The sequence below is a fragment of the Glutamicibacter sp. AOP5-A2-18 genome (assembly GCF_052446055.1).
Taxonomy (GTDB): domain Bacteria; phylum Actinomycetota; class Actinomycetes; order Actinomycetales; family Micrococcaceae; genus Glutamicibacter.
The window spans coordinates 799,365-821,487 of record NZ_JBQSVW010000001.1; the positions used below are offsets into that span (position 1 = coordinate 799,365).

Consider the following 22,123-nt stretch of genomic DNA (forward strand, 5'->3'; position numbering starts at 1 on the left):
TTTAAGAAACTAGTGTGGTCGTCCCTATCTGGAACGTTGTTTGCCGCCGATGCCTGACCGTAACGACGGCGGGACAAGGAATGTAGTTAGTCGTTGCCAGACCGACAGCTGAGCACGCAGTTGCTCTTGAATTCTGTGCAGGGCATTGAGCACAGGTGCGTCATCGGTTTCACCAGGGTGGCGATCGGCGTAGAAGCTCTGCTCAACGATTTGCTGAATCTGTTGGAGCTCTGGGGCCAAAGCCGGGTAGTCAACAGATAATCTAACCGTGTAGTCTCCAACGGACTCGTGAGTACCAGCCGGGAGCTTCGCGTCGGCTCCGACACTGAGCAGTTCCGCCCACAAGGCTTGGGCAGCCTCTGGTGTGCCAGCACGGATTTGTTTCAGACGTTCCTGCCGGATGCGATTACGACGCCAAGGGCCGATGCACAACACAGCGCCAATCAACACCAGCGCCACAGGAAGCAACCATAGGTTCGTTGCACCCTGTTCACTGGTTTGTGGCGTTGCCGCCTGAGCCGAGGGAGTTGCCGATGGTGTACGAGTCGGAGTACTGCGGGTTGTAGGTACTTCAGGTGCGGTGCTTTCCGAAGGGGCCGCGCTCCGGGTTGCTTCTGGCGCATAACTTGGGGTGTAGCCTCGACCTGGTGTTGGCTCAAAGGGAACCCAGCCTAGGCCGGTGATAAATAGCTCAGGCCATGCGTGCGCCTGTTGTCCGCTGACGGTATAGCCTTCAAGTTTGGTGCCAGGCTTGGCGGTTCTTTCAAACCTCTGCGGACTTCCAATTTCTTCAGCATTAATGGATTCACCCGTAGCAACGCCTGGGGCGTAGCCCACGGCAATGCGCGAAGGGATTCCTGCTTCACGCGCCAACAGCGCCATTGCCGAAGCAAAGTGAACGCAGTATCCCTGCCTGCGGTCTAGGAACGCCTCGACCACTTGTGCGTTGGCTCCGTCGTAACCTTCACGCAATGGGGTGCGCTCTGAGTAAGCGAACTTTCCAGAACGGAAGAAATCTTGGATGGCTGCGGCCTTAGCCAATTCGGTGTCCGGGCTCGCCCCATCCGCATAGGCTTCGTCGAGGGTCTCTCGCAACAAGGGCTGCAGCGAGTTTTCTTCATCTGTCGGAAGCCGAGAATATTCGCTGGACACGCTAGGCCCGCTCATCGCACCCCACCCGGCAAGTTCTTCAACTAGTTCAGGCGTGAATTGAAGTTGTTCATAAGCTACGGAGATATCTTTGGTTGCGCTTAACGCGTCGCCACTGAGTCTGGCCACAGAGGTTTCATGAGTCCAACGCCAATCGCCTTGGATGCCTTGGACAAAATAACTTTGAGTCGGCAGCGGGAGTAACGGGTTGGTGTTGTTATTGGGCCAGGTCATTCGCAGTACTTGTTCAGAACTACCAAACGAAGAGTAATCACTGGTGACCGCGGTGTCACCGTAGTAATCAGAATAGAAAAGGTTCTCGCTCGGTTCCCAGCGTTGCTGGGTCAAATCTGTGATGACTTGGGTTCGCAGATATGGAGCTTGGTCTGCACTGGTGTAATACGTCAAGAACGGTTTTTTGCCGTTTGATCGTAGATCTCGCCCCAAATTGATGAGTGGGTCTACGTTATTGGCCAGCAATTCTCCCGAGGGGCGTTTACCCTCGGGGAACATGCCTGCACGAAAACCGGGCATCCATAAACTCGCGGCGAACAGCGAACCTATACAGGCCAGTGCAGTAATTCCAAAGACGCCCAATGTCTTGGCTGGCGGGAATTTATGTTGAGCTGCGCCCTGAGAAACGGAAGTGAACGTGTACGGCAACAAAGCTACATAGCCCAGTACACCAACGACCAGAAGGGCGAGAAAACCTATTCCGGCACCTTCCTGCTTAAACAGGGACGCAACTATAGGGGCAAAAGACAGCGGAATAACGGCCAGCAAAGCGGTGCGTCGGAATGTGGCAAGTATTTGCGTCAGCAGACTCACTACGAGGGCAAGAACCAGTATCGAGAGGTCGATATACGCTGAGCTAGCCACCGGCGGAACTTGAGTTGCCAGTTGCAATCCTGCTTCAGAGATCGAAGAGAAAAACCACTGCATTGGTGACAGACCGTAGGCATTTGAGTCCATGGCGTCGTGGCTCATGACCGCAGCCAAAGCTACAAGGGCTGCAGCTGGCAAAGCTAACCAGCGGATCACCCGGATCCCGCGGATCAACCCGTAAACCAGATGAAGTACAACAACGGGGAAGATCAGGTAGGGCAGCCATGAGGTGCCCTCAACCACTCCGGTCAGTGATGCTGTTCCGGCCAGAACCGCTAGTGCTAAACAAAGCGCAGCCAGGCCTCGGGCTAGTAAATGATCTATTGCTGGCGCGCGAGAAGACTCAACGGACGGCTGAGCCTCAGAAGGGTTGGTCACTGGTGAATCTTGCACTTCGACACCCACTAGTTTCCCCAAATCTGTTCGACGCCAGAGGTGCCGGGCAGGAGATGAATTTTCCAACCGGTTGTTGAGAGCTCTTGCTGAACCGCCGCATATCGTTCTGGGTGGGTAACGAGAATAAATAGCTCCACACGTCGTACCGTGCGAGCCAATGTTGCTAGCCAGCTGGCTTGGGCAACGGTGAGTTCTCCCAAGATCATGATCACTGGTTCTTCGCGAGAATCTAGCATGTCCTTTTGCAGACCTGAACCCAATAATTCAGTTGGGTCAGTTGCTTGAGTGCTCGTGTCTAAAGCAAGTCCTGCTGTGGCGGCATGGAAAGTGTCAAAGCTTCGATGCGCTGAATGATCCGAAGCTACCTGGTGCTGTCCGACGATAATCGGTGTTCCCGATAGGTCACGGAACGATAAGTTGTAGCCGCTGCTGGCAAAACGAAGTCCGATACTGCTTGCCAAGGACAGCGCCGTCTCAAAGCGACGGCTACTTGGTAAGTCTTCTTGGGAACCGTTGGGGATCGCTAGACGAAGATCTGAACCATTTTGACACCAGTGTTCATGGTCAGTATCCAAAATCAGCAGAGCATGAGCGGTGGCTACGTGATTCTCTTGACGAACCATTAGCTTGCCTTGACGCGCGCTAGCCTTCCAATGAACCTGTCGGATGGAGTCACCCTGTTGATAGTCACGGATGGCCACGTCATAGTAATCAGCTGTGGTGCTATGCGAATGTCGTGCATCGCCCGAGAGCATTTGTTCGCCGAGGTTCGCGAAGCGCTGGAGATCCAAGAGCTTGGAACGGACAGGGACGTTGAGGGTATCTCCTGCGTTGACCATCCCACGGATGAGGCCCAAGGAGTCGGTAATGATTTGCTGTGCCGGACCAACCTGGTGGACGCCACGGGTTCCGAACACCAATTCGTACTCACAGTAGCCGGGTGCATCAAGAACCGGTCCACGGGCGAAAGGCTGAGGTAGCTGCTCCTGAATCATCGATGATTCACTGGCGCTTAGACGGAATCTAGATACGTCCCCGACGCTGGGTTCCACGGAAACAAGTTCTCGGTGTATTTGAGTACGTGCTCGAAGGCTTGATGCCAACGCCCAACTGATGATCGCCAAGACCAGTAAACAGATCCCGAGAGCCATCAACTCGTGGCGACCGAATAGGTAAGCCAAAAAAATCATGAGGGCTCCTGCACCAATGGTGCACCAGCCACGAATCGTAAATAGATCTAATCGGAATCGACGTAGCGCTAAGGGCACAGAACTTTCCGAGCGTACCCACGAAAGAGTATCGCTTGAGTCATAGCGGGGGATCTTGCCCATGGGGTGCCAGCTAGCTAACCGGGGTATTGGACAGCAGGTCTTGAATAATGTTTGACACTTCTGCACCTTCAGCGACAGCTCGTCTGGTCAAAATCAATCGGTGGTTCAAGACCATGTGTGCCACACTGCGAATGTCTTCTGGCAAGACATGGTCCCGGGCGTTGATGGCCGCATGCGCTTTGGCCGCACGGACCCACTGAAGAAGGGCACGCGGTGAGGCGCCTAGCTCTATTTGCGGATGGTTACGCGTCGCGCGACCAAGATCCACCACATAGGTCCCCAGCCGTTCGGTCACGGTGACCGAATTGACCTGTTCGATCATTTGCTGCAAATCGACGAGCTGAAGTACTGACTCCAATGACTCAATCGGTTCATGCTGATGGTGGCCAGCGATCATTGAGATCTCGGCTTCTCGTTCTGGGTACCCAAGTGAAATTCGTGCCATGAAACGGTCACGCTGTGCTTCAGGAAGAGCGAAAGTACCTTCTGAATCCAATGGATTCTGTGTGGCAACAACCATGAAAGGATGCTCAAGAGTATGAGTGATAGAGTCCACCGTCACCTGAGCTTCTTCCATACATTCAAGAAGCGCCGATTGTGTTTTAGCATTGGCACGATTGATCTCGTCAGCAATGACAATGTTGGCGAATACCGGCCCAGGATGAAAAGTGAACTCGTGTGTTTGTGGTGAATACACCGAAACGCCAGTAACGTCGCTTGGCAGAAGATCAGGGGTGAACTGGATGCGATGAACCGTGCCGTTGACGCTCTTTGCCAAGGACTTCGCCAGCATGGTTTTGCCGACGCCCGGGACATCTTCGAGTAATAGATGGCCCTGTGCCAACAAAACGATGAGCGCGTTAGTGATGACCTCTGGTTTACAGGTGATCACCGTTTGCACAGCACCAGATATCCGTTCGCAGTTTGTACGGAATGTTGAATCCAACGACGGCATCGTGGGGTTGGCACTCATTCAAGTTCCTCCTGCGCAGTGGTTCAGTCGCGAGACACTTCGCATCCTGAGGTATTCAGCAAACTCTTAGTGACTATCATATGGGCATGTTTTATCCGTATAAATAGGCTAACTGGCTCAATGACAAAAAATAAATGTGGCTCATTTGCGAGTTGATGACAGACTAAAATTGATAGTGGTCTGTAGTAACAAAGTGCAAAGGAAAATCGTGTCAAAGAAGTTGGATACCGACATCACCCGAATCCCTGAGGCCTACCGACCCACGTTGGGAGAGCTGCCGGCTGGTCACGAGGGCCGGGCTCGTAAGAGCGAAAGTGAAAAGGGTGGCAGTAAACGGAACCTGCAGTATCCCGAAGCGCCCGAAGCCTTGCCGATAGCCGTGGTAGATAACCATACGCATTTGGATTTCTTAGACGGCACCGTCAAAGTCTCACCCGCTGATGCACTGGCCGCAGCCGAATCTGTAGGCGTCCAAGGACTGATCCAAGTCGGTTGCGACGTAGAGTCATCGGAATTTGCCGTGCAACTTGCCAACGAATACCCGAATGTTCTGGCAGCAGTCGCCATCCATCCCAATGATGCTGCACGACTTGCCGAACGCGACGAGCTGACAAGTGCACTGGCGAGAATTAAAGAGCTGGCTGCAGACCCACGGGTACGTGCGCTGGGGGAGACCGGCCTGGACTACTTCCGTACCGGTGAGGAGGGACGAGGCGCTCAAGAGCAATCCTTCCGTGAACACCTTCGGATTGCAGTCGAGCTGGGCAAAGCTGTGCAGATTCATGACCGTGACGCGCACGAAGATGTGGTGCGAATTCTCAAGAGTTCCAAACTCCCTGAGAAAGTGGTCTTTCACTGCTTCTCCGGAGACAAAGACTTGGCGCAGATCTGTAACGACAATGGCTGGTACATGTCATTCTCTGGAACGGTGACTTTTAAGAATTCGTTTGGTCTTCGAGAAGCGCTGCAGATTGCTGACCCAAAGTTGCTGCTGGTTGAAACTGACGCACCATTTTTGACACCGCATCCATTCCGCGGACGCCCCAACGCAAGCTACATGATTCCGTACACCACCCGGTTCATGGCGCAGTCATTGGGTATGGATCTTGAAGAACTCTGTGCACAGATTAATGCAAATACCGGTGAAGTGTACGGAGGATTCTAGACCCGCTTGCGTGCGTCTGGTTACAGAACTGTTGCAATGAATGTAACGATTCGGTTACGGTAGATGTGATGTTCGAGATAATTCCTGTCAACTAAAGTGGCGGCGTTGAGTCGAGGCAGCCTGAAACTCGCTTGTTTATCAAGCGAGAAAATGGCCAAGAATTTGATTACTAACTAAGCAGCGGGTGCTGCTGGGCTCAACTGAAAGCTGAATTACCTTCAGCTCCTGAGCCATTAAACGATGGGGATCTCACTACCGTGACTCACTTGCTCAAGAAAACCTGGGTTAAATACCTGGCTCAGGCGCTCGCCGTGGCTGTGGTTATCGCCGGTGCCGTGTTCTACGTTGCCGGTCAAAAATCCGTAGTCATCTCCGTTGACGGAGAGCAAGAAGAAGTCTCCACTCGTGCAGCAACTGTCAGCGAACTGCTGAATCAGCAAGAAATCACCTTGGCGGAACGCGACGAAATTTCTGCCGCGCCAGAATCCGGACTGTCGGACAACCAGCAGATCGATATCAAGCGCAACAAGTCCGTTGAAGTAACTATCGACGGAACCGAGCGAGTCGTTCACACCACTGGCATGACCGTGGCAGACGTCGTTAACCAACTGAACCTTGATAAGGGCTCAGAAGTTTCCCTCGATGAAGACATGCAGCTCACCGCAGTGAGCGACGAACTTGAAGTGATCACTCCTAAAGACGTAAAGCTGATTGTTAACGACAAAAAGAAGACTGTCGCAAGCACCGCGTCAACCATCAAAGAACTGCTCGCCGAGCAGAAAATCAAGGTTGACGACAACGACGAAATCAACGTCAAGGTTGACGATAAGAAGGACAAAAACGTCAAGGACAGCGTAGCTATCGAAGCTGGCGCTGAAGTTGAGGTTATCGACGTCTCCGTAAAGACTTGGGACGAAACCCGCGACATCGACTTTGATACCAAGGAAGTTAAAGACGACTCCTTGGAAAAGGGTGAAACCGAAGTAGAGACCACCGGCGAAAAGGGCGAGCGCGAGCTGACCCTTCGTCAGGAAACCCGAAACGGCAAAAAGGGTGAGGAAGAAGTTCTCAAGTCCAAGGTCTCCAAGGAACCTGTGGTTGAGGTAGTCAGCGTCGGCACTAAGGACTCTGCCAAGGAAGCTCAGGAAGCCAAGGAAAAGGCCGACAAGGAAGCCGAAGCGAAGGCTGAGGAAGAAGAATCTTCAGCTAAGAAGAGCGAAGCTAAGGAAGAGAAATCTTCCAATAGCAGCGAAGAAAAGGAAGAATCCGCTCCGAAGCCTTCCACCAACACCAGCAACATTTCCTCCACCTGGAAGGCTCTGGCCAAGTGTGAGTCCGGTGGTAACTGGGCGATCAACTCCGGAAACGGTTACTACGGTGGCCTGCAGTTCTCTGCTTCTTCATGGAGGGCAGTCGGCGGTACCAAGTACGCACCACTTCCACACCAGGCTTCGCCTCAAGAACAGATCGCAGCAGCTGAAAAGCTTCGTGCATCGGGCGGCTGGGGGCACTGGCCAGCATGCTCGTCCAAGCTGGGCCTGCGCTAAAAATTAACAAGCCTAACGACGCGACGCGTTCACCATCACGGTGGACGCGTCGCGTTGTTATGTTTGGATCTATCTGACTGAACTAGAATTGGACTTGTGATGTCTAAGGAATCTTTGCCGCTGCTTGGGGCCACCGAAATCCGTCGTCTGGCCGAAGAGCTAGGAATCCGCCCTACCAAGACCTTGGGGCAGAACTTTGTGATTGATGGAAACACCATCCGTCGCATCGTTGCCGCCGCCAACGTTGACCCAGCCGAGACCGTGCTGGAAGTCGGCCCGGGGCTCGGTTCGCTGACCCTTGGCATCATGGATGCTGCAGCCAAAGTTGTCGCGGTGGAAATTGACCCTCCACTAGCCAAGCGCCTGCCACAGACCATGGCTGAGTTCCGTCCAGGGCGTGAAGATGACCTGACGGTGATCCTCAGTGATGCCATGAAGGTCACCGAACTGCCGCATAACCCCACTGCATTGGTGGCCAACCTGCCCTACAACGTTGCGGTACCGGTAGTCCTGCACTTACTGGAGCACTTCCCAAGCATCCGTCATGGACTGGTGATGGTTCAGGACGAAGTTGCTGACCGCATGAGCGCAACTCCGGGCAACAAGATTTACGGCATCCCATCGGTCAAGGGTGCCTGGTATGGCACCATGCGCAAGGCTGGCGTTATTGGCATGAACGTCTTCTGGCCAGCTCCGAAGATCCACTCTGGTCTAGTCTCGTTCACCCGGGACAAGGACCGCAGTGATGCGCCGGATCGCAAGGAAGTTTTTGCCATCATCGACGCCGCTTTTGCCCAGCGCCGCAAGACACTACGCGCAGCTCTGTCCGGTTGGGCAGGCTCCGGTATTCGTGCCGAAAAGATTTTGGTGTTGGCCGGTATCGATCCAAAGGAACGCGGCGAAAAGCTGGATGTCGAGAAGTACATCGATATCGCTCGAGCCGCACAGCAGGTTCCTGCCGACGAACCAGCCAGCGAGGGTTAATCGTGGCCAAGCAACGAGTCATCGCCACTGCGCCGGGAAAGATCAACTGCTATTTCCGTGTTGGTCCGCCTCGCGAAGACGGCTATCACGAAGTGGCAAGCCTGTACGTAGCAGTGTCACTGACCGAGCAAATTGAAGCCAGCGTACGCACCGATGGTGAGCTTCTGCTGAGCTTGGAACCAGATTCGCCGGTAGTCCACGACCCAGAAAACTTCCCCTTGGGTGAAGGCAACCTCGTGTACCAAGCTGCTTCGCTACTGCGTGAGCACACCGGAACCACTCTGGGTGCAAACCTCCACATCACCAAGCGGGTACCCATCGCAGGCGGAATGGGTGGGGGATCAGCGGACGCTGCCGCCACCCTGGTGGCCTGCAACGAATTATGGCAGACACACCTAGACCGCGAGGAACTAGGACGATTAGGTGCACGGCTTGGCGCTGACGTACCTTTTGCCTTGATGGGTGGCGCAGCCATCGGTTTGGGCATTGGAGACAAGTTGGCTCCATTGCTTACCCGCGCCAAAACTCAGTGGGTACTCATCCCCGCCAGCTACGGTCTGTCCACGCCTCGGGTCTACGGCATGTTAGATCGTTTGCGCGCAGGTATGGAAATTGACGTACCTCAGGAAATTGATCCTGCAGTCATTGAAGCGTTGATGGCCTCTGACGCACCGGCTCTTGCCGAAGTTCTGGCCAACGACCTGACCCAAGCGTCCCTAGCCCTAGCACCAGAATTGGGCACCATGCGTGATCTGGCCGAAGGCGCCGGTGCGCTACGCGCGATGGTTTCCGGCTCAGGGCCAACCCTTGCTCTACTGGTGCGCGATCACGAGCATGCTCAGGAAGTCATCGCGCAGTTGGGCGATGAGGTAGGAGTAGCCACGATCCCGGTTACCGCCCCAGCTGCCGGAGCATATGTCACGCTCAGTGAGTAGCTGACCTTACTTTGTAGATCCTTGTAGCTTCGTGTAACCGCAAAGTTAACTCCCACCCATGCCTCTTGTCGTGCAATAAAACTGGTCATAGGCTGATTTCCAAGCGATGAATGAAAGTGGTTCATTTACGGAGTTCGGGGGAGTAGACCATGCTCAATGGACAGGTTTCGCATTGGTGGCAACAAATTGGTGCTCAGGAGCCTCGCCCCAACCTGCGCGGGCACGGCACTTTTGACGTCGCCATTGTTGGCGGTGGTTTTACCGGATTGTGGACGGCCTATTACCTAGCCAAGTCGGCTCCTGAACTGAATATCGCGATCTTTGAAGCTAGACATTTTGGCTACGGCGCTTCAGGACGTAACGGCGGTTGGCTGACAAATACCATCACCGCTGGCCGTGAACGCTACCTGAAAACACATCCGGTTCAGGCCATCAATGATTTCCAATTAGCCATGAATGACTCCGTTGAAGAGGTCATCAAGGTCTGCGAAACGGAAAATATCGATGCTGATATCTTGCGCGGTGGAGAATTTGAAGTCGCTTACACCCCTGCCCAAGAACATCGGCTACGCGCTCAAGCAGAAGCTGATCAGGGCTGGGAGCACACAGATGTTCGATTGCTAGAGGCCGCCGAAGCACAATGCAAGATCAGTGTTGCCGGAACACGAGCAGCCCTATGGCACCCACATGCTGCAAGAATTCAACCAGCAAAGCTTGTCCGAGGTCTGGCCCAAACGGTGGAACGTCTCGGCGTGAAAATTTACGAAGATACTCCGGTGCGCTCTATTCGTCCCCGTCAGGTTGATATCGAAGGCGGGACGGTTAGCGCGGAATACATTGTGCGTGCCACCGAAGGATTCACCGCGCAACTTACCGGTCACAAGCGGCTGTGGTTGCCCATGAACTCGTCGATGATTGTGACCGAGCCACTGCCGTCTTCTGTTTGGGATGAGTTGAATTGGAGCCAGGGAGAAGTGTTAGGCGACTTTGCCCATGTCTACATGTATGCCCAGCGCACCGCCGATAATCGAATCGCTATCGGTGGGCGTGGAGTGCCCTACAAATATGGTTCGCGCACCGACACCGATGGGCAAACCCCGCAAAGCACCATCGATGGATTGCAGGATGTTCTGCACAGGATGTTCCCACAAACTCATCACGCAAAAATTGATCATGCCTGGTCTGGCGTTTTAGGTGTTCCTCGGGACTGGGCTGCCACGGTGGGGTTGGACCCCATGACCGGCATAGGTTGGGCCGGCGGATACGTGGGCACGGGAGTAGCCACAACCAATCTTTCTGGTCGCACGTTGCGAGATTTGATCCTTGGGGAACAAACGGCACTGACAGAACTGCCGTGGGTCAACCATGCTGTACGCAAATGGGAACCTGAACCCCTACGCTGGCTGGCCACCAAGGGACTTTATGCTGCCTACGGCGCAGCGGATCGAAGCGAGCTGCGTGGAAGGGAAACGTCTTCGCCACTAGCCCTGCTTGCCGACAAGATCACCGGCAAACCCTAACCGCAGGGCCGCACATGTGATGTCGGGTTACAGACCCTCAATACGATAGTCGCGCTGGATCCCTGTAGTCCCTTGACCCCATGCACTGGAAGCCATGCGCTGCTGGTGCGCGTGGAAAGCTGAGGGACTGACGAATCGCTCAGCGACCTCCCACACCAGCGGGTCTTCGGTGGGTTGCACTTCAAATGAAATACAACCTTGCTCGGCCCGAGTCAGTTGGATATGGCTCGGCAATAAAGCACGTACGGTATCCGTTTCAGAAGGATTGCGGCAGATAAGGCGCCCGGTCAGGCTAACAATTTCCATATTTAGAGTCTGTCATATTCGCTGTGCAGCGCTGGCAGCAGTGGCTGAATACGACGTTGGCCCGGAATCTCAAAAAGATTCCGGGCCAACGAATGGTTGTCGCTCGCAGCTAGCGGGGACTACTCAAACAGTTCAGTCAGTTCCAGCCAGCGCTCTTCCAGCTCATCAATTTGAGCTTGGTATTCATCGATTTCCGCGGTGAATTTGCCCAGACCTGCATAGTCGCTTTGGTCATGACCAGCCATTTTGGTATGCACCTTGGCGATTTTTTCGTTCAGCTGTGAAACCTTGCGCTCGTTCGTGTTCAGTTCCTTTTGAGCCGCACGTAATTCGGCGCCGGAGGGACCTGCTGGCTTGGCAGCCGAGGAGTCACTCTGAGACTGCGATGGGTTGGAACCACCAGTAGAGCCTTCAGCGGCGCGAAGCTTTAGGTACTCATCTACGCCACCTGGCACATGACGGAATTTTCCGCCCAAAATGGCGTACTGCTGGTCAGTGACTCGTTCAAGTAAGTAACGGTCGTGGGAGACCACGATCAGGGTGCCTGGCCAAGAATCCAAGAGATCTTCTAGAGCCGCCAACATGTCGGTATCAACATCGTTAGTCGGCTCATCGAGGATCATTACGTTGGGCTCATCCATCAGGATCATCAGCAACTGCAGGCGACGACGTTGCCCACCAGAAAGCTCAGCGACCTTGGTGGATAGGTGTGCCGAAGAGAAACCAAGGCGCTCCAGCAGCTGTGCCGGAGTCAGGTCCTTGCCGTCCACATTAAAGGTCGTGCGGTAGCGGGCCAGGATTTCGCGGACCTTGTCCTGTCCGATCTGCTCCAGCTCGCGGAACTGCTGATCCAGTACAGCCAGCTTCACGGTTTGCCCCCGCTTGATCTTGCCACCGGTAGGTTCGACGGTGCCAGCGATCAGACCCAGCAACGTAGACTTGCCCGCTCCGTTGGCGCCAAGCAAGCCGCTGCGCTCGCCCGGACCGATTCGCCAGGTAAAGGGTTTGAGGACTTGTTTGGAACCGAAGGAAACCTCGGTATCCAACAGATCAATGACGTCTTTGCCCAGACGGCTGGTGGCCATCTTTTGCAGTTCCAGCGGGTTACGCGCCGGTGGCACATCAGCAATCAGCTGGTTGGCGGCTTCGATACGGAACTTTGGCTTGGACGTACGGGCTGGGGCGCCACGACGTAGCCAAGCGAGTTCCTTTTTCATCATGTTCTGGCGCTTGTTTTCGGTGACCGCGGCGATGCGGTCGCGTTCTACGCGCTGCAGTACGTAGGCGGCGTAGCCACCTTCAAAAGGTTCCACGATCTGGTTGTGTACTTCCCACGTGGTGGTGCACACTTCGTCAAGGAACCAACGGTCGTGGGTGACAACCATCAGGCCGCCGGAGTTTTTGGACCAGCGGTTGTTAACGTGCTCAGCCAACCAGGAGATGCCTTCAACATCAAGGTGGTTAGTAGGCTCATCGAGGATGACAACGTCCCAGTCTTGAACCAATAGAGCAGCTAGGGCAACACGGCGGCGCTGGCCGCCGGAGAGCGTGCCGACCTTTGCCTCCCAGTCCAAGTCGGCTACGAGACCGGCAATGACGTCACGAATACGAGCTTCGCCAGCCCACTGGTGATCATCCATCTCGCCGACCACACTGAAGTGCACGGTAGCCTCAGGATCTAGGGTGTCAGACTGATCCAACACGCCAACCCGCAGGCCGTTGCGTGAGGTGACACGTCCGGAATTGGGTTCGATTTTGCCCGAAAGCATACCGAGCAGCGAGGACTTGCCTTCGCCGTTGCGTCCCACCAAGCCGATACGGTCTCCATCGGAAATACCGATGGTGATCGATTCGAAGACAGTATGGGTGGGATATTCGAGATGTAGGGCTTCGCCCCCGAGTAAATGAGCCACGATTTCTATTTTACGTTCCGGGTGCAAATCGAAGTCTGAGCGCGGCGCCAGGTGCCACTTCGTGTACTCGTATTTAGCCATGGCGTTTTGCGATTTCACTCACGGGGCCGAACATGGCAGAATAATTAGCGTGCTTGTGGGGGATGACCCACATAAGCCGTTTTCCGCCCTGGTGTAATGGCAACACTCCAGCCTTTGGAGCTGTGTATTCTAGGTTCGAATCCTAGGGGCGGAACCAAAGAAAAAGCGTCACGCATGTGGCGCTTTTATTCTTTAACCAGTTCAGCCAATCTGGCTATGCACGTTAGACTTGTCTAAGGGTTATTCTTCTCTGCCCGAAACCTTGAATCTAATATGCAGGAGAACGCACTTGAGCGATCAGGTCAATGCACCAGTAGCTGTCATCGTCCTCGCCGCCGGCGCTGGTACCCGGATGAAGTCCGCCAAGCCGAAGATCATGCACGAAATCGCAGGTCGATCCATGATTGGGCACGCACTTCACGCAGCTTCTGCATTGGAACCAAAAAATCTTGTGGCCGTGGTTCGCCACCAGCGAGACCTGGTAGCTGAGCACATCCTCAGCCAGTTCCCTTCGATCACCGTCGCTGATCAGGATGAAATTCCGGGCACCGGACGCGCAGTTGCACAGGGCCTTGAAGCCGTGGACCCATCCCTTGAAGGCACCGTCGTGGTGACTTACGGTGATGTGCCATTGCTCACCAGCGAAGTACTGCAGGATCTTGTGGCTACCCACGAGACCAACCGCAACTCGGTGACCGTGCTGACCACCTCGTTGGAAGACCCCAACGGATATGGTCGTATTCTGCGCGACGAGAACGGCGAAGTTGCTGGAATCCGCGAGCAGAAGGATGCTTCGGCAGATGAACTGCTGATCAAGGAAATCAACTCCGGAATCTACGCATTTGATGCACAGATGCTGCGTTCGGCACTGACCGAGGTCACTACCGACAACGCGCAGGGCGAGATGTACCTGACCGACGTTTTGGCTATCGCTCGCGGTCGTGGCGGCCGTGTTGCTTCCTCGCAGATCGCTGACCGTTGGCAGATTGAGGGCGCTAACGACCGCGTCCAGGTCTCCAACTTGGCTCGTATTTACAACCAGCGCAAAACCGAATTCTGGATGCGTCAGGGTGTAACCATCGTTGATCCAGCCACCACGTGGATTGATGCAGACGTGATCATCGGTCAGGACACCACTCTGAAGCCAGGCACTCAGCTGCACGGCGAAACGATTATTGGCGATAACGCCATCGTCGGCCCAGACACCACATTGACCAACGTCGTGGTTGGCCAGCGTGCCACCGTCAAGCGCACCGACGCCACCGACTCGCGCATCGCTGCAGGCGCCTCGGTTGGTCCCTTCGCTTACCTTCGCCCAGGTACCGATTTGGGTGTCGATGGCAAGATTGGCGCTTTCTACGAAACCAAGAACGTCACGATCGGTCGTGGCTCCAAGCTCTCGCATCTCGGCTACGCCGGCGATGCTGAAATCGGTGAATTCACCAATATCGGGTGTGGCAATATCACCGCGAACTACGATGGCGAAAAGAAGCACCGGACCAAGATTGGTTCGCACGTGCGCACCAGCTCTAACACCGTATTTGTTGCCCCAGTGGAAATTGGGGACGGCGCATACACCGGAGCTGGCGCCATCGTCCGCAAAAACGTCCCCGCCGGTGCCTTGGCACTGTCTGTGGCCCCGCAGCGTAACTCTGAGGGGTGGACGCTTGAAAAGCGCCCAGGTACCCCTTCGGCAGACGCTGCATTCAAGTCCTCTCTGAATTCCTCGGGCACCGAGTAATCCGGTCACGGACTTTATTTCCTCGACAACAACCTCATACGTGATAGCGAAGCGAGCGAGAAAGCATACCCAATGAGTGAAATCAGCCATAACGTCGACAAAAAGCTGGTGCTGGCCAGCGGTCGTGCACACCCGGAACTAGCCGCCGAGGTCGCCAAGGAACTAGGCACCGAACTTCTGCCGCTGAATGCCTATGACTTCGCCAACGGCGAGATCTACGTTCGTTCGGACGAGTCGGTCCGCGGTAAGGACGTCTTCCTGCTGCAGTCCTACCCAGCGCCAACAAACAACTGGCTGATGGAACAGCTGATCATGATTGACTCGATGAAGCGCGCTTCGGCTCGTCGTATCACCGTGGTAGCTCCGTTCTACCCTTACGCACGACAGGACAAGAAGGGCCGTGGCCGCGAGCCTATCTCGGCTCGTCTGGTTGCCGACCTATTCAAGACTGCCGGCGCAGACCGTATCATCTCTTGCGACCTGCACACCGCGCAGATCCAGGGCTTCTTCGATGGCCCGGTTGACCACCTCTTTGGTTTCCCAATGCTGGCGGACTACATCAAGACCAAAATTGATGTTAACGAAGCCACCGTGGTTTCCCCAGACACCGGACGTGTTCGCGTAGCAGAGCAGTGGGCTGACCGTTTGGGCGGCGTTCCTCTGGCCTTCGTACACAAGTCCCGCGACTTGACCGTGCCTAACCAGGCAGAGTCCAAGACCGTTGTGGGTCAGGTTGAGGGCCGCACCGCGATCCTGATTGACGACATGATTGATACCGGTGGAACCATCGCAGGTGCTGTGCGCGTGCTGAAGGAAGCCGGCGCCAAGGACGTCATCATCGCAGCTACCCACGCTGTCTTCTCGGATCCTGCTGCTCAGCGTTTGGCTGATTGTGGTGCACGCGAAGTTGTTGTCACCAACACCCTGCCAATCCCTGAAGACAAGCGTTTTGAGAACCTGACGGTGCTGTCCATTGCACCGACTATCGCTCGCGCGATCTCGGAAGTATTCCACGACGGTTCGGTCACGAACCTGTTTGACGGCCGCGCTTAGTAGCCCTCGTTTCGCATAGCTTCTGGCCGGTCCCTTCGGGTGCCGGCCAGGGGCGGTTAAGTCATCATTGACAGCGCCCGTAAGAGGAACGCTCACTGGGAAAGGATTTCTCATCCTGCCGTCAAATCGTGGTGGCCAGGGAACTTTCGTGAACGCTTCCCCGGTATTCCACCCGTGGACCATCAGGAGCTATTGGTCATGGGTGCCAGTTGGAACGGCCTGAAGGGTTAGCCAACTGCCTGGGTCATGACACCGCGCTGCTGACCTCGCACAACTGCACCGGCCCCGTCAGATCGTCGAGTGCATGGTTGAGCTCATCGATCCGTTCCTGTGCGGCGGCTCGAAGCCTGGTGCCGACGACCGCCCAGTCCGTTGGGGACGGCTCCTGTGGCAAGCCGGTCAAGAGCTCCGAAATTTCCACCACCGACATCCCCACCCGTTGGGCCACTCGAATCACCTTGATCCGGCAGGCATCTTCTTCGCCAAAGCGGCGCTGGTTCCCTGAGGTTCGCTCACCGGTGATCAAGCCATGCTTGTCGTAAAACCGCACGGCCGAGGCATTGACCTTGCTGGCGTGGGCCAGGTCCGAAACCGTCATTGATTTTGTGGACATTGCGCCGTGAAACCTCCCGAATTGACTTCAACCTTTGTTCAAGTCTTAGCATTGCAGCATGACCGAACGCAACCAGGTTGAGACCAGCCACGAGCCCCGGAGCCCCCTAATTGGTGGGTCGGTGGCACTCATTGCAGCAAGCATGCTCACCGTCATGGCGGGCGCAACGATCTCCCCGGCGCTGCCCAAAATGGCCGAACACTTCTCAGGGGTCGAGAATGCAGGCTTCCTGGTCAAACTCGTCGTCACCATCACCGCCCTGTCGATAGCAATCTCCGCCCCGGTGCTGGGCTGGCTCAACGACAGGTTCAGCAGGGCCCTCGTGCTCAAGCTCTCCGTCATCCTCTACGCGATCGCCGGATCGGCGGGACTGTGGATTGATGACCTGGCGGTACTCATGGTGTCTCGCTCGATCCTCGGTGTCGCCGTGGCAGGTGCCATGACGGCCTCCACCGCATTGATTTCCGAATGGTTCACCGGTGAGCGGCGATCCAGGATGTTCGGCCTGCAGGCCGCAGCAAGTGGGCTCGGTGGAGCCGTGTTCCTGTCCCTAGGCGGTGCGCTGGCGGACATCAGCTGGAACGCGGCCTTCGCGGTCTACCTCTTATCGCTGCCGGTCGCCGTCCTCGTCGCCTGGAAAGTCACCGACCCGCCTTCCTTACCAACAAGCAAAACCGCCCACCAATCGCTACCGAGCCCCAAGGCCACGGGGCTCATTGCGGGAATTGTGGTCCTCGCGTTCGTGATCCAGATTGTCTTCTACGTCGTACCGACCCAACTGCCCTTCCTCCTCGGGACAATGGATGTCGATGCCTCGACTACGGGGTTGGTGATCGGCTGGATGGTCCTGGTTCAGGCCCTCGCCAGCCTGGGCTACCGCTGGGTGTCCCGGCTGGGATTCCGCAATGTCGCGTTGCTCAGCATGGTGCTGATGTCGGCCGGCATGGCAACGGTTGGCACCTCCGAATCCATCGCCCAGGTGGTGGCAGGCCTGAGCATTTCGGCGCTCGGCGTCGGGCTCGTCATGCCCAACCTCAATTCGTGGATCTCGGTCAGCACCTCGTCCGCGAATCGGGCCCAAGCGATTGGGGCGTTGATCTCTGCCATGTTCCTGGGGCAATTCGCTTCACCCCTCATCGCCGAGATGATCATTCGCGGCGGCGGCACCGCCCAGGCGTTCCTCGCCGCGGCGGTCCTCGCACTGGTGACGGCAGGTGCGGTCTTCGCCATTTCTACCTCCAAAATCCGGCAATCCACCTCACGAAAGAAGGCCAAGGACTCATGACGCCCAAGGTCTCCCTCATCATTGATATCGCCTGCGCCTGGTCCTACATCGCATTCGAGCGCGTGGCCAGCGTGATCACCGACCAGGGCGGGGACCTGGACACCTACCCGCTCGGCTTCTTGCCGCACCAGCTCGACCCCTCCGCGACAACGACCGGTGAGCCGCTGCTGCGCGTGCTCCGTGAACGGTTTGGTCCGGGCGTGGATCAGGAGAACGAGCGTGTGAGGGCCATCGCGGCCATGGATGGGATCACCCTCGACTATGCCAGCGGTATCCACTCCAACACCTTCGATGCCCATCGGGCCATCTACGATGCAAGCCAAGCCGGGCGCGGTGCATCTATGGTCCGGGCACTCTTCCGGGCGCATTTTTCCGAGGGAAAGAACATTGCCGACCCTATATTCCTTGAAGCCACGGCACAGGGACTTGGCGTCGAGCTGACCCGAGACGAGAGCACGCGGCATGTCCGTGAATCGCTCGACTTCGTCCGCGAAAAGAAGATCTCCGCGGTTCCCGTCCTGCTCTGGGAATCCGGGGCAACACTGACGGGCATGCACAGCAAAGGCGACCTGGCAGACCTACTCCACTGACAACCACCACACTTCAACAGCAAGGAAATCCCCATGAAAATTGGAATCATCGTAGGTAGCACCCGCCCGGGACGTCGATCCATCGTGGTCGCCGAATGGATAAAAAACATTGCAGACCAACGCGAGGGCCACGAGTTCATCCTGCTGGATCTGCTTGACTACAACCTCCCCCACCTGGACGAAACAATTCCCGCAGCCATGGGAAAACCGTACGGACACGAGCACACTCGCGCGTGGTCCGAATCGGTCGCCTCCTGTGATGGGTTCATCATCGTCACCCCCGAATACAACCACTCGATTCCGGGGGTCCTGAAGGATGCTTTGGACTACCTGTTTGGCGAGTGGCACAACAAGGCCATTGGCTTCGTCGGCTACGGCCTGTTGGGTGGTGCCAGGGCGGTTGAGCACCTGCGGACCATCTCCGCAGAGTTGATGCTCGCCGATGTGCGGGCGCAAGTCGCATTGTCCCTCTTCGCCGACTTCGTGGACATGGAGATCCTGGATCCCGGCGATCACCATGTGGGCACCGCGAATCAGATGCTGGATCAGCTGTTGGGGTGGAGTGGGGCCTTGGCCCGGCTCCGGGAATCAACGGCGGATGCGTCGTCGTTCATCGAAGCCTAAAGGAGGCGGGGGAAGCCGACGTTGGGGAGGCAGGCGAAAAATCAGAGGCGTCATGTGGCAGATTCCGTATGAGGAACCCTCTGCGGGACACTAATGCCTCTCCTGTTCAAATCGAGGATTTACATCAGTCCTACCAATGGCAAAATTGCCTCATGAGCCTCGATACGCCATTAATTCTGATTGGTCCGGCCGCCACCGGGAAAACTACCCTAGGCCAAATAGTTGTGGCCAGTTTGTCCGTTCCGTTTGTCGATATAGATGAAATCGCCGAACCCTACTACGAGGAATCCGGCTGGAACCTCGAAAAACTCTCTCATAGAAGTTCAACAGTCGGGCGCGTTGCCGCCGAACGAGAATGGGAAGCTGCTCGAGCGCACGCTGTATGTCGCGTACTGGATGACCACCCTGATGCGGTTATCGCTTTAGGCGCGGGCCACACCTCGTACAAAAATGAGCATCATCTCCAACGCGTTAGGACCGCTTTGAAGGATGCGCCCTGCATCTTGCTCGTCTTGCCTTCGGCAGACCGGGCCGAAGCACTGAGCACGCTGCGCAACAGGTCCTTGGTTTCAAAAGCAACGGACTGGATCAGCTCAGGACATGATTTTCTTGCTGAATGGCTAGATGACCAAGGAACACGGAGCCTGGCCACTGAAACTATGATTACAGGTAGCGAATCACCCGAGACAACTGCCAAGAGAATCGTGACGATGCTTCAACGCACTAACTCATAAGTACTGGCCAGTGCTTGAATACCAACGAAGCCAGTTTTTGTAGCTACGACCTGGAGGTGCAGTCTTGGGTGCGAAGACGACGTTCAGCAAATATCGGGCTTTGGAAAGCAGGTGTGTGCGATGCGGTCATATATGGCAAGATCATATGCCTGAAAATGACGGTTACTGTTGCGGAGAGTGCGAGTACGAAATCGAACACAGCGACCCGAACGCTCCACTGGAATCATGCACTCTCACTCCAGCATCTGGCGCTCTTCGATACCTCTAACGGCTGCCCGTCCACGGGACCTCTACCGGACAGGCCAAGAGCTGCTTGAGGTTCCTTGATAGTGCTACGTTTTCGTTGCCACCCCGAGGGGCAATCCACAGCTTTACTTGATCCATTGCTGTATGGTTCCAAGTGTAAAAACGGCAAAGAAGAATGCACAAATCCAGAAGGCGACGAGAACCTAATTTCTGAAGAACTTGCTTTCCTGTGCGCAGGTTCGATTTCGGTCTCGACGTTCCCACGCGAAAATTCCGAGAAACAACAAGGCCAAGAGCAACGTGATGACGGCTGCGGGTAGCAAGGCGACCCTACTTTCGGCTAACGAGTACTCGCGGTGTTTCGATGCAGTGAGAGAAAAAGGTGGCCATGACTTTGAATGCGGCGCGCCATTCGTGCTGACTCGGCTTTAAAGGTCGAGGCGTGTCCTCAATTCGCTCGAATGCAAGAACGAGTGAGTAAGCCATCGAAGCCACTACATGCAGTGCAAAAATGAGGCCAAGAGGTACACTCAGCACTGTCACTGAACCCCTACCCCACGCGATGTGATCCGGCAGGAATTCCAAGCCGCTCACCGCAACATTGTGAAGTGCGAACACAAAATAAGCACCAAGCGCAACAAATATGAATTGAGCCGATCGACCGGCAATTCGGATCCGAGGGACAGCGAATAGCGCCAATGCCGCGATGACAGCCGAAAGGGTCGCGAATGCAGTTTGAATCGCGAACCCTGGAAATACGACCTCGAAGTAAGCCGAAAACCCTCCGAGAAATAACCCCTCCGAGGCTGCGAAGCACACAATCAATAAGACGCTGGCGGTCCTCTTGGCGACGATGGCTAGCCAGCCCCCGGCAACGAAACTGCCCAGTAGGCCAACTATCCAGGGTGATGCGATTGGATCGTACGTATGGCCGCTCTTCAATGCGGGTTCAACTGCCCAGAAAATTCCAGCAAGGGCGGCGAAATGCAGAATCGCAAACAGTCCGAGCGTCTTCCATAGCACTCCAGAGATCCCCATGCTGCGGCGCGATATCGTCGCGCGTGAACGATCGGAGCGGGATTTCGGATTATTCTGTGTGAATTTCTCCATGAGATTAGTTCTTCCGAATTTCTGATAGCTCGTAGAGAAGATCTGCACAGCTGCCAGCTCTGAGACCATTGGATCTACAAGAGTTTCCAGGAAGTTGCGAGTACCACCTGTTCAGGCAAACGCTGCCCCCAGCAGATACGACACAATGACAGTCTGCGAGCAAGCGCCAGCTACTAGCGCGACCCCCGCTGTGAGCTGCAGATGATTGCGGGACCGGTGCCATCGCTCGTAGCGAGCCAAGCGGAGATGCGTGCCAGATTGATTCTTGCTCAATTGCAGACATAGACATGCCGTCTGGCCAGGTCATCATTGTCAATGACGTCGAGCATTGCACTGGCCAAGTCTGATGCGGTGATCATCCAACCTCGCGGGAGCGGCTCAGTGTCGAGCCGGTACCGCTTTTTGGCGGGGGCGTTCCTGATTCGCGGCGCGCGAATCGCGGTCCACTTTGCGTGGCTCTCCCAGAGAGCGATATCCATCCGCCGCATGTCATCGTAAGTTGCTCCAAGGAACTTCTGCAGCAGTGGCAGAACAATCCAGAGCTTGAGCGGCCCCTGATGCGCCCAGTGCTCGGCAACTTCCGAGGATATGACGACCATCCTTTCGACACCATGCTTGTTCATGCCTGCAAGAAGGTTTCTCGTTCCTGCTGAATAGAGCGTAGTCGGAGTTTTTGAGGCACCGATCCCCACGGTGCTCACGACGGCATCGATGCCGTCCAGTAGCGGTTCCACGACTTTCGCATCGAGGATGTCGGCTGACACTTTAGTGAGTCGAGAATGTTCAATGACGAGATTTGCAGGGTTGCGAGCAATTGCTACTACCTGGTGACCGCGTTCTAGCGCTTGCCTTACGACCTCGCTTCCGACCGTTCCCGTTGCGCCTGGCACCAGAATTCTCATGCAGCTTCTTCTCTCATCGGGTAAAATGTTACTAAATCAG

Annotated in this window: 19 protein-coding genes and 1 tRNA gene; 12 read left to right on the top strand and 8 right to left on the bottom strand. The window is 55.7% G+C overall.

All coding sequences use genetic code 11. The annotated features are described in order from the left end of the window. Positions 1-24: 24 nt before the first annotated feature. From ACT3RW_RS03810 to ACT3RW_RS03820, 3 genes are all read right to left on the bottom strand, one after another. Positions 25-2,412, bottom strand: a complete 2,388-nt coding sequence (locus ACT3RW_RS03810; protein ID WP_444612864.1) for a transglutaminase TgpA family protein — start codon at positions 2,410-2,412, stop codon at positions 25-27. A 26-nt stretch (positions 2,413-2,438) separates the two neighbouring features. Continuing rightward, the gene (locus ACT3RW_RS03815; RefSeq protein WP_444612865.1) at positions 2,439-3,620 is read right to left on the bottom strand and encodes a DUF58 domain-containing protein; all 1,182 of its coding nucleotides are present in this window, start codon (positions 3,618-3,620) and stop codon (positions 2,439-2,441) included. A 151-nt stretch (positions 3,621-3,771) separates the two neighbouring features. After that, complete coding sequence (locus ACT3RW_RS03820; RefSeq protein ID WP_444612866.1) at positions 3,772-4,734, bottom strand: AAA family ATPase; 963 nt, start codon at positions 4,732-4,734, stop codon at positions 3,772-3,774. Positions 4,735-4,942: 208 nt separating this feature from the next. Here ACT3RW_RS03820 and ACT3RW_RS03825 point away from each other — a divergent pair, with 208 nt between their 5' ends. The 5 genes from ACT3RW_RS03825 (at position 4,943) to ACT3RW_RS03845 (ending at position 10,885) form a co-directional block, all read left to right on the top strand. Then, complete coding sequence (locus tag ACT3RW_RS03825) at positions 4,943-5,899, top strand: TatD family hydrolase (RefSeq protein WP_444612867.1); 957 nt, start codon at positions 4,943-4,945, stop codon at positions 5,897-5,899. Between the two features lie 257 nt (positions 5,900-6,156). Beyond that, positions 6,157-7,446 (top strand): transglycosylase family protein, encoded by a 1,290-nt coding sequence (locus ACT3RW_RS03830; RefSeq protein WP_444612868.1) that lies wholly within the window; start codon positions 6,157-6,159, stop codon positions 7,444-7,446. Positions 7,447-7,545: 99 nt separating this feature from the next. After that, on the top strand, positions 7,546-8,430 hold the full coding sequence (gene rsmA / locus ACT3RW_RS03835; protein ID WP_262198200.1) for a 16S rRNA (adenine(1518)-N(6)/adenine(1519)-N(6))-dimethyltransferase RsmA: 885 nt from the start codon (positions 7,546-7,548) through the stop codon (positions 8,428-8,430). A gap of 2 nt (positions 8,431-8,432) precedes the next feature. Beyond that, on the top strand, positions 8,433-9,365 hold the full coding sequence (locus ACT3RW_RS03840) for a 4-(cytidine 5'-diphospho)-2-C-methyl-D-erythritol kinase (protein ID WP_131090152.1): 933 nt from the start codon (positions 8,433-8,435) through the stop codon (positions 9,363-9,365). Positions 9,366-9,514: 149 nt separating this feature from the next. Then, positions 9,515-10,885, top strand: coding sequence for an NAD(P)/FAD-dependent oxidoreductase (locus ACT3RW_RS03845; protein ID WP_262198199.1), 1,371 nt, complete (start codon positions 9,515-9,517; stop codon positions 10,883-10,885). A gap of 27 nt (positions 10,886-10,912) precedes the next feature. Here ACT3RW_RS03845 and ACT3RW_RS03850 read toward each other — a convergent pair whose 3' ends face one another. Both ACT3RW_RS03850 and ACT3RW_RS03855 read right to left on the bottom strand, forming a co-directional pair. Then, entirely contained in the window at positions 10,913-11,191 is a 279-nt protein-coding gene (locus ACT3RW_RS03850; protein WP_131090150.1) for a putative quinol monooxygenase, read from the bottom strand. A gap of 119 nt (positions 11,192-11,310) precedes the next feature. Continuing rightward, positions 11,311-13,104: an ABC-F family ATP-binding cassette domain-containing protein gene (locus ACT3RW_RS03855; protein ID WP_444614613.1), complete on the bottom strand. Its 1,794-nt coding sequence runs from the start codon at positions 13,102-13,104 to the stop codon at positions 11,311-11,313. Between the two features lie 163 nt (positions 13,105-13,267). Here ACT3RW_RS03855 and ACT3RW_RS03860 point away from each other — a divergent pair. From ACT3RW_RS03860 to ACT3RW_RS03870, 3 genes are all read left to right on the top strand, one after another. After that, a tRNA-Gln gene (locus tag ACT3RW_RS03860) sits at positions 13,268-13,342 on the top strand. Between the two features lie 132 nt (positions 13,343-13,474). Further along, positions 13,475-14,926, top strand: coding sequence for a bifunctional UDP-N-acetylglucosamine diphosphorylase/glucosamine-1-phosphate N-acetyltransferase GlmU (gene glmU / locus ACT3RW_RS03865; protein WP_444612869.1), 1,452 nt, complete (start codon positions 13,475-13,477; stop codon positions 14,924-14,926). A gap of 72 nt (positions 14,927-14,998) precedes the next feature. Continuing rightward, complete coding sequence (locus ACT3RW_RS03870; protein ID WP_131090147.1) at positions 14,999-15,979, top strand: ribose-phosphate diphosphokinase; 981 nt, start codon at positions 14,999-15,001, stop codon at positions 15,977-15,979. Positions 15,980-16,223: 244 nt separating this feature from the next. Here ACT3RW_RS03870 and ACT3RW_RS03875 read toward each other — a convergent pair whose 3' ends face one another. Beyond that, positions 16,224-16,592, bottom strand: coding sequence for a MerR family transcriptional regulator (locus ACT3RW_RS03875; RefSeq protein ID WP_096179046.1), 369 nt, complete (start codon positions 16,590-16,592; stop codon positions 16,224-16,226). A 58-nt stretch (positions 16,593-16,650) separates the two neighbouring features. Between ACT3RW_RS03875 and ACT3RW_RS03880 the strand changes: the two genes are divergently transcribed. The 4 genes from ACT3RW_RS03880 to ACT3RW_RS03895 all read left to right on the top strand — a co-directional run bounded on the left by ACT3RW_RS03880 (position 16,651) and on the right by ACT3RW_RS03895 (position 19,825). After that, positions 16,651-17,877 carry an MFS transporter gene (locus ACT3RW_RS03880; protein ID WP_443439221.1) on the top strand — a complete coding sequence of 409 codons (1,227 nt, stop codon included), beginning with the start codon at positions 16,651-16,653 and terminating at the stop codon, positions 17,875-17,877. After that, positions 17,874-18,467: a DsbA family protein gene (locus ACT3RW_RS03885; RefSeq protein ID WP_443439222.1), complete on the top strand. Its 594-nt coding sequence runs from the start codon at positions 17,874-17,876 to the stop codon at positions 18,465-18,467. Before ACT3RW_RS03880 ends, ACT3RW_RS03885 begins: the two co-directional genes overlap by 4 nt. A gap of 33 nt (positions 18,468-18,500) precedes the next feature. After that, positions 18,501-19,091 carry an NADPH-dependent FMN reductase gene (locus ACT3RW_RS03890; protein WP_096179050.1) on the top strand — a complete coding sequence of 197 codons (591 nt, stop codon included), beginning with the start codon at positions 18,501-18,503 and terminating at the stop codon, positions 19,089-19,091. A gap of 152 nt (positions 19,092-19,243) precedes the next feature. Then, entirely contained in the window at positions 19,244-19,825 is a 582-nt protein-coding gene (locus ACT3RW_RS03895; RefSeq protein ID WP_444612870.1) for a shikimate kinase, read from the top strand. Positions 19,826-20,401: 576 nt separating this feature from the next. Here ACT3RW_RS03895 and ACT3RW_RS03900 read toward each other — a convergent pair. Together ACT3RW_RS03900 and ACT3RW_RS03905 are read right to left on the bottom strand one after the other, a co-directional pair. Further along, positions 20,402-21,181, bottom strand: coding sequence for a Bax inhibitor-1/YccA family membrane protein (locus tag ACT3RW_RS03900; protein WP_444612871.1), 780 nt, complete (start codon positions 21,179-21,181; stop codon positions 20,402-20,404). A 269-nt stretch (positions 21,182-21,450) separates the two neighbouring features. Beyond that, complete coding sequence (locus ACT3RW_RS03905) at positions 21,451-22,083, bottom strand: NAD(P)-dependent oxidoreductase (RefSeq protein WP_444612872.1); 633 nt, start codon at positions 22,081-22,083, stop codon at positions 21,451-21,453. Between the last annotated feature and the right edge of the window lie 40 nt (positions 22,084-22,123).

Excerpts from the sequence above, each read along its gene's own strand:
- ACT3RW_RS03885 (WP_443439222.1), top strand. The coding sequence starts at position 17,874 with ATGACGCCCAAGGTCTCCCTCATCATTGATATCGCCTGCGCCTGGTCC.
- ACT3RW_RS03850 (WP_131090150.1), bottom strand. The coding sequence starts at position 11,191 with ATGGAAATTGTTAGCCTGACCGGGCGCCTTATCTGCCGCAATCCTTCT.
- ACT3RW_RS03905 (WP_444612872.1), bottom strand. The coding sequence starts at position 22,083 with ATGAGAATTCTGGTGCCAGGCGCAACGGGAACGGTCGGAAGCGAGGTC.
- ACT3RW_RS03875 (WP_096179046.1), bottom strand. The coding sequence starts at position 16,592 with ATGTCCACAAAATCAATGACGGTTTCGGACCTGGCCCACGCCAGCAAG.
- rsmA (WP_262198200.1), top strand. The coding sequence starts at position 7,546 with ATGTCTAAGGAATCTTTGCCGCTGCTTGGGGCCACCGAAATCCGTCGT.
- ACT3RW_RS03815 (WP_444612865.1), bottom strand. The coding sequence starts at position 3,620 with ATGATTTTTTTGGCTTACCTATTCGGTCGCCACGAGTTGATGGCTCTC.
- ACT3RW_RS03880 (WP_443439221.1), top strand. The coding sequence starts at position 16,651 with ATGACCGAACGCAACCAGGTTGAGACCAGCCACGAGCCCCGGAGCCCC.
- ACT3RW_RS03820 (WP_444612866.1), bottom strand. The coding sequence starts at position 4,734 with ATGAGTGCCAACCCCACGATGCCGTCGTTGGATTCAACATTCCGTACA.
- ACT3RW_RS03870 (WP_131090147.1), top strand. The coding sequence starts at position 14,999 with ATGAGTGAAATCAGCCATAACGTCGACAAAAAGCTGGTGCTGGCCAGC.
- ACT3RW_RS03890 (WP_096179050.1), top strand. The coding sequence starts at position 18,501 with ATGAAAATTGGAATCATCGTAGGTAGCACCCGCCCGGGACGTCGATCC.
- ACT3RW_RS03845 (WP_262198199.1), top strand. The coding sequence starts at position 9,515 with ATGCTCAATGGACAGGTTTCGCATTGGTGGCAACAAATTGGTGCTCAG.
- ACT3RW_RS03895 (WP_444612870.1), top strand. The coding sequence starts at position 19,244 with ATGAGCCTCGATACGCCATTAATTCTGATTGGTCCGGCCGCCACCGGG.
- ACT3RW_RS03900 (WP_444612871.1), bottom strand. The coding sequence starts at position 21,181 with ATGGAGAAATTCACACAGAATAATCCGAAATCCCGCTCCGATCGTTCA.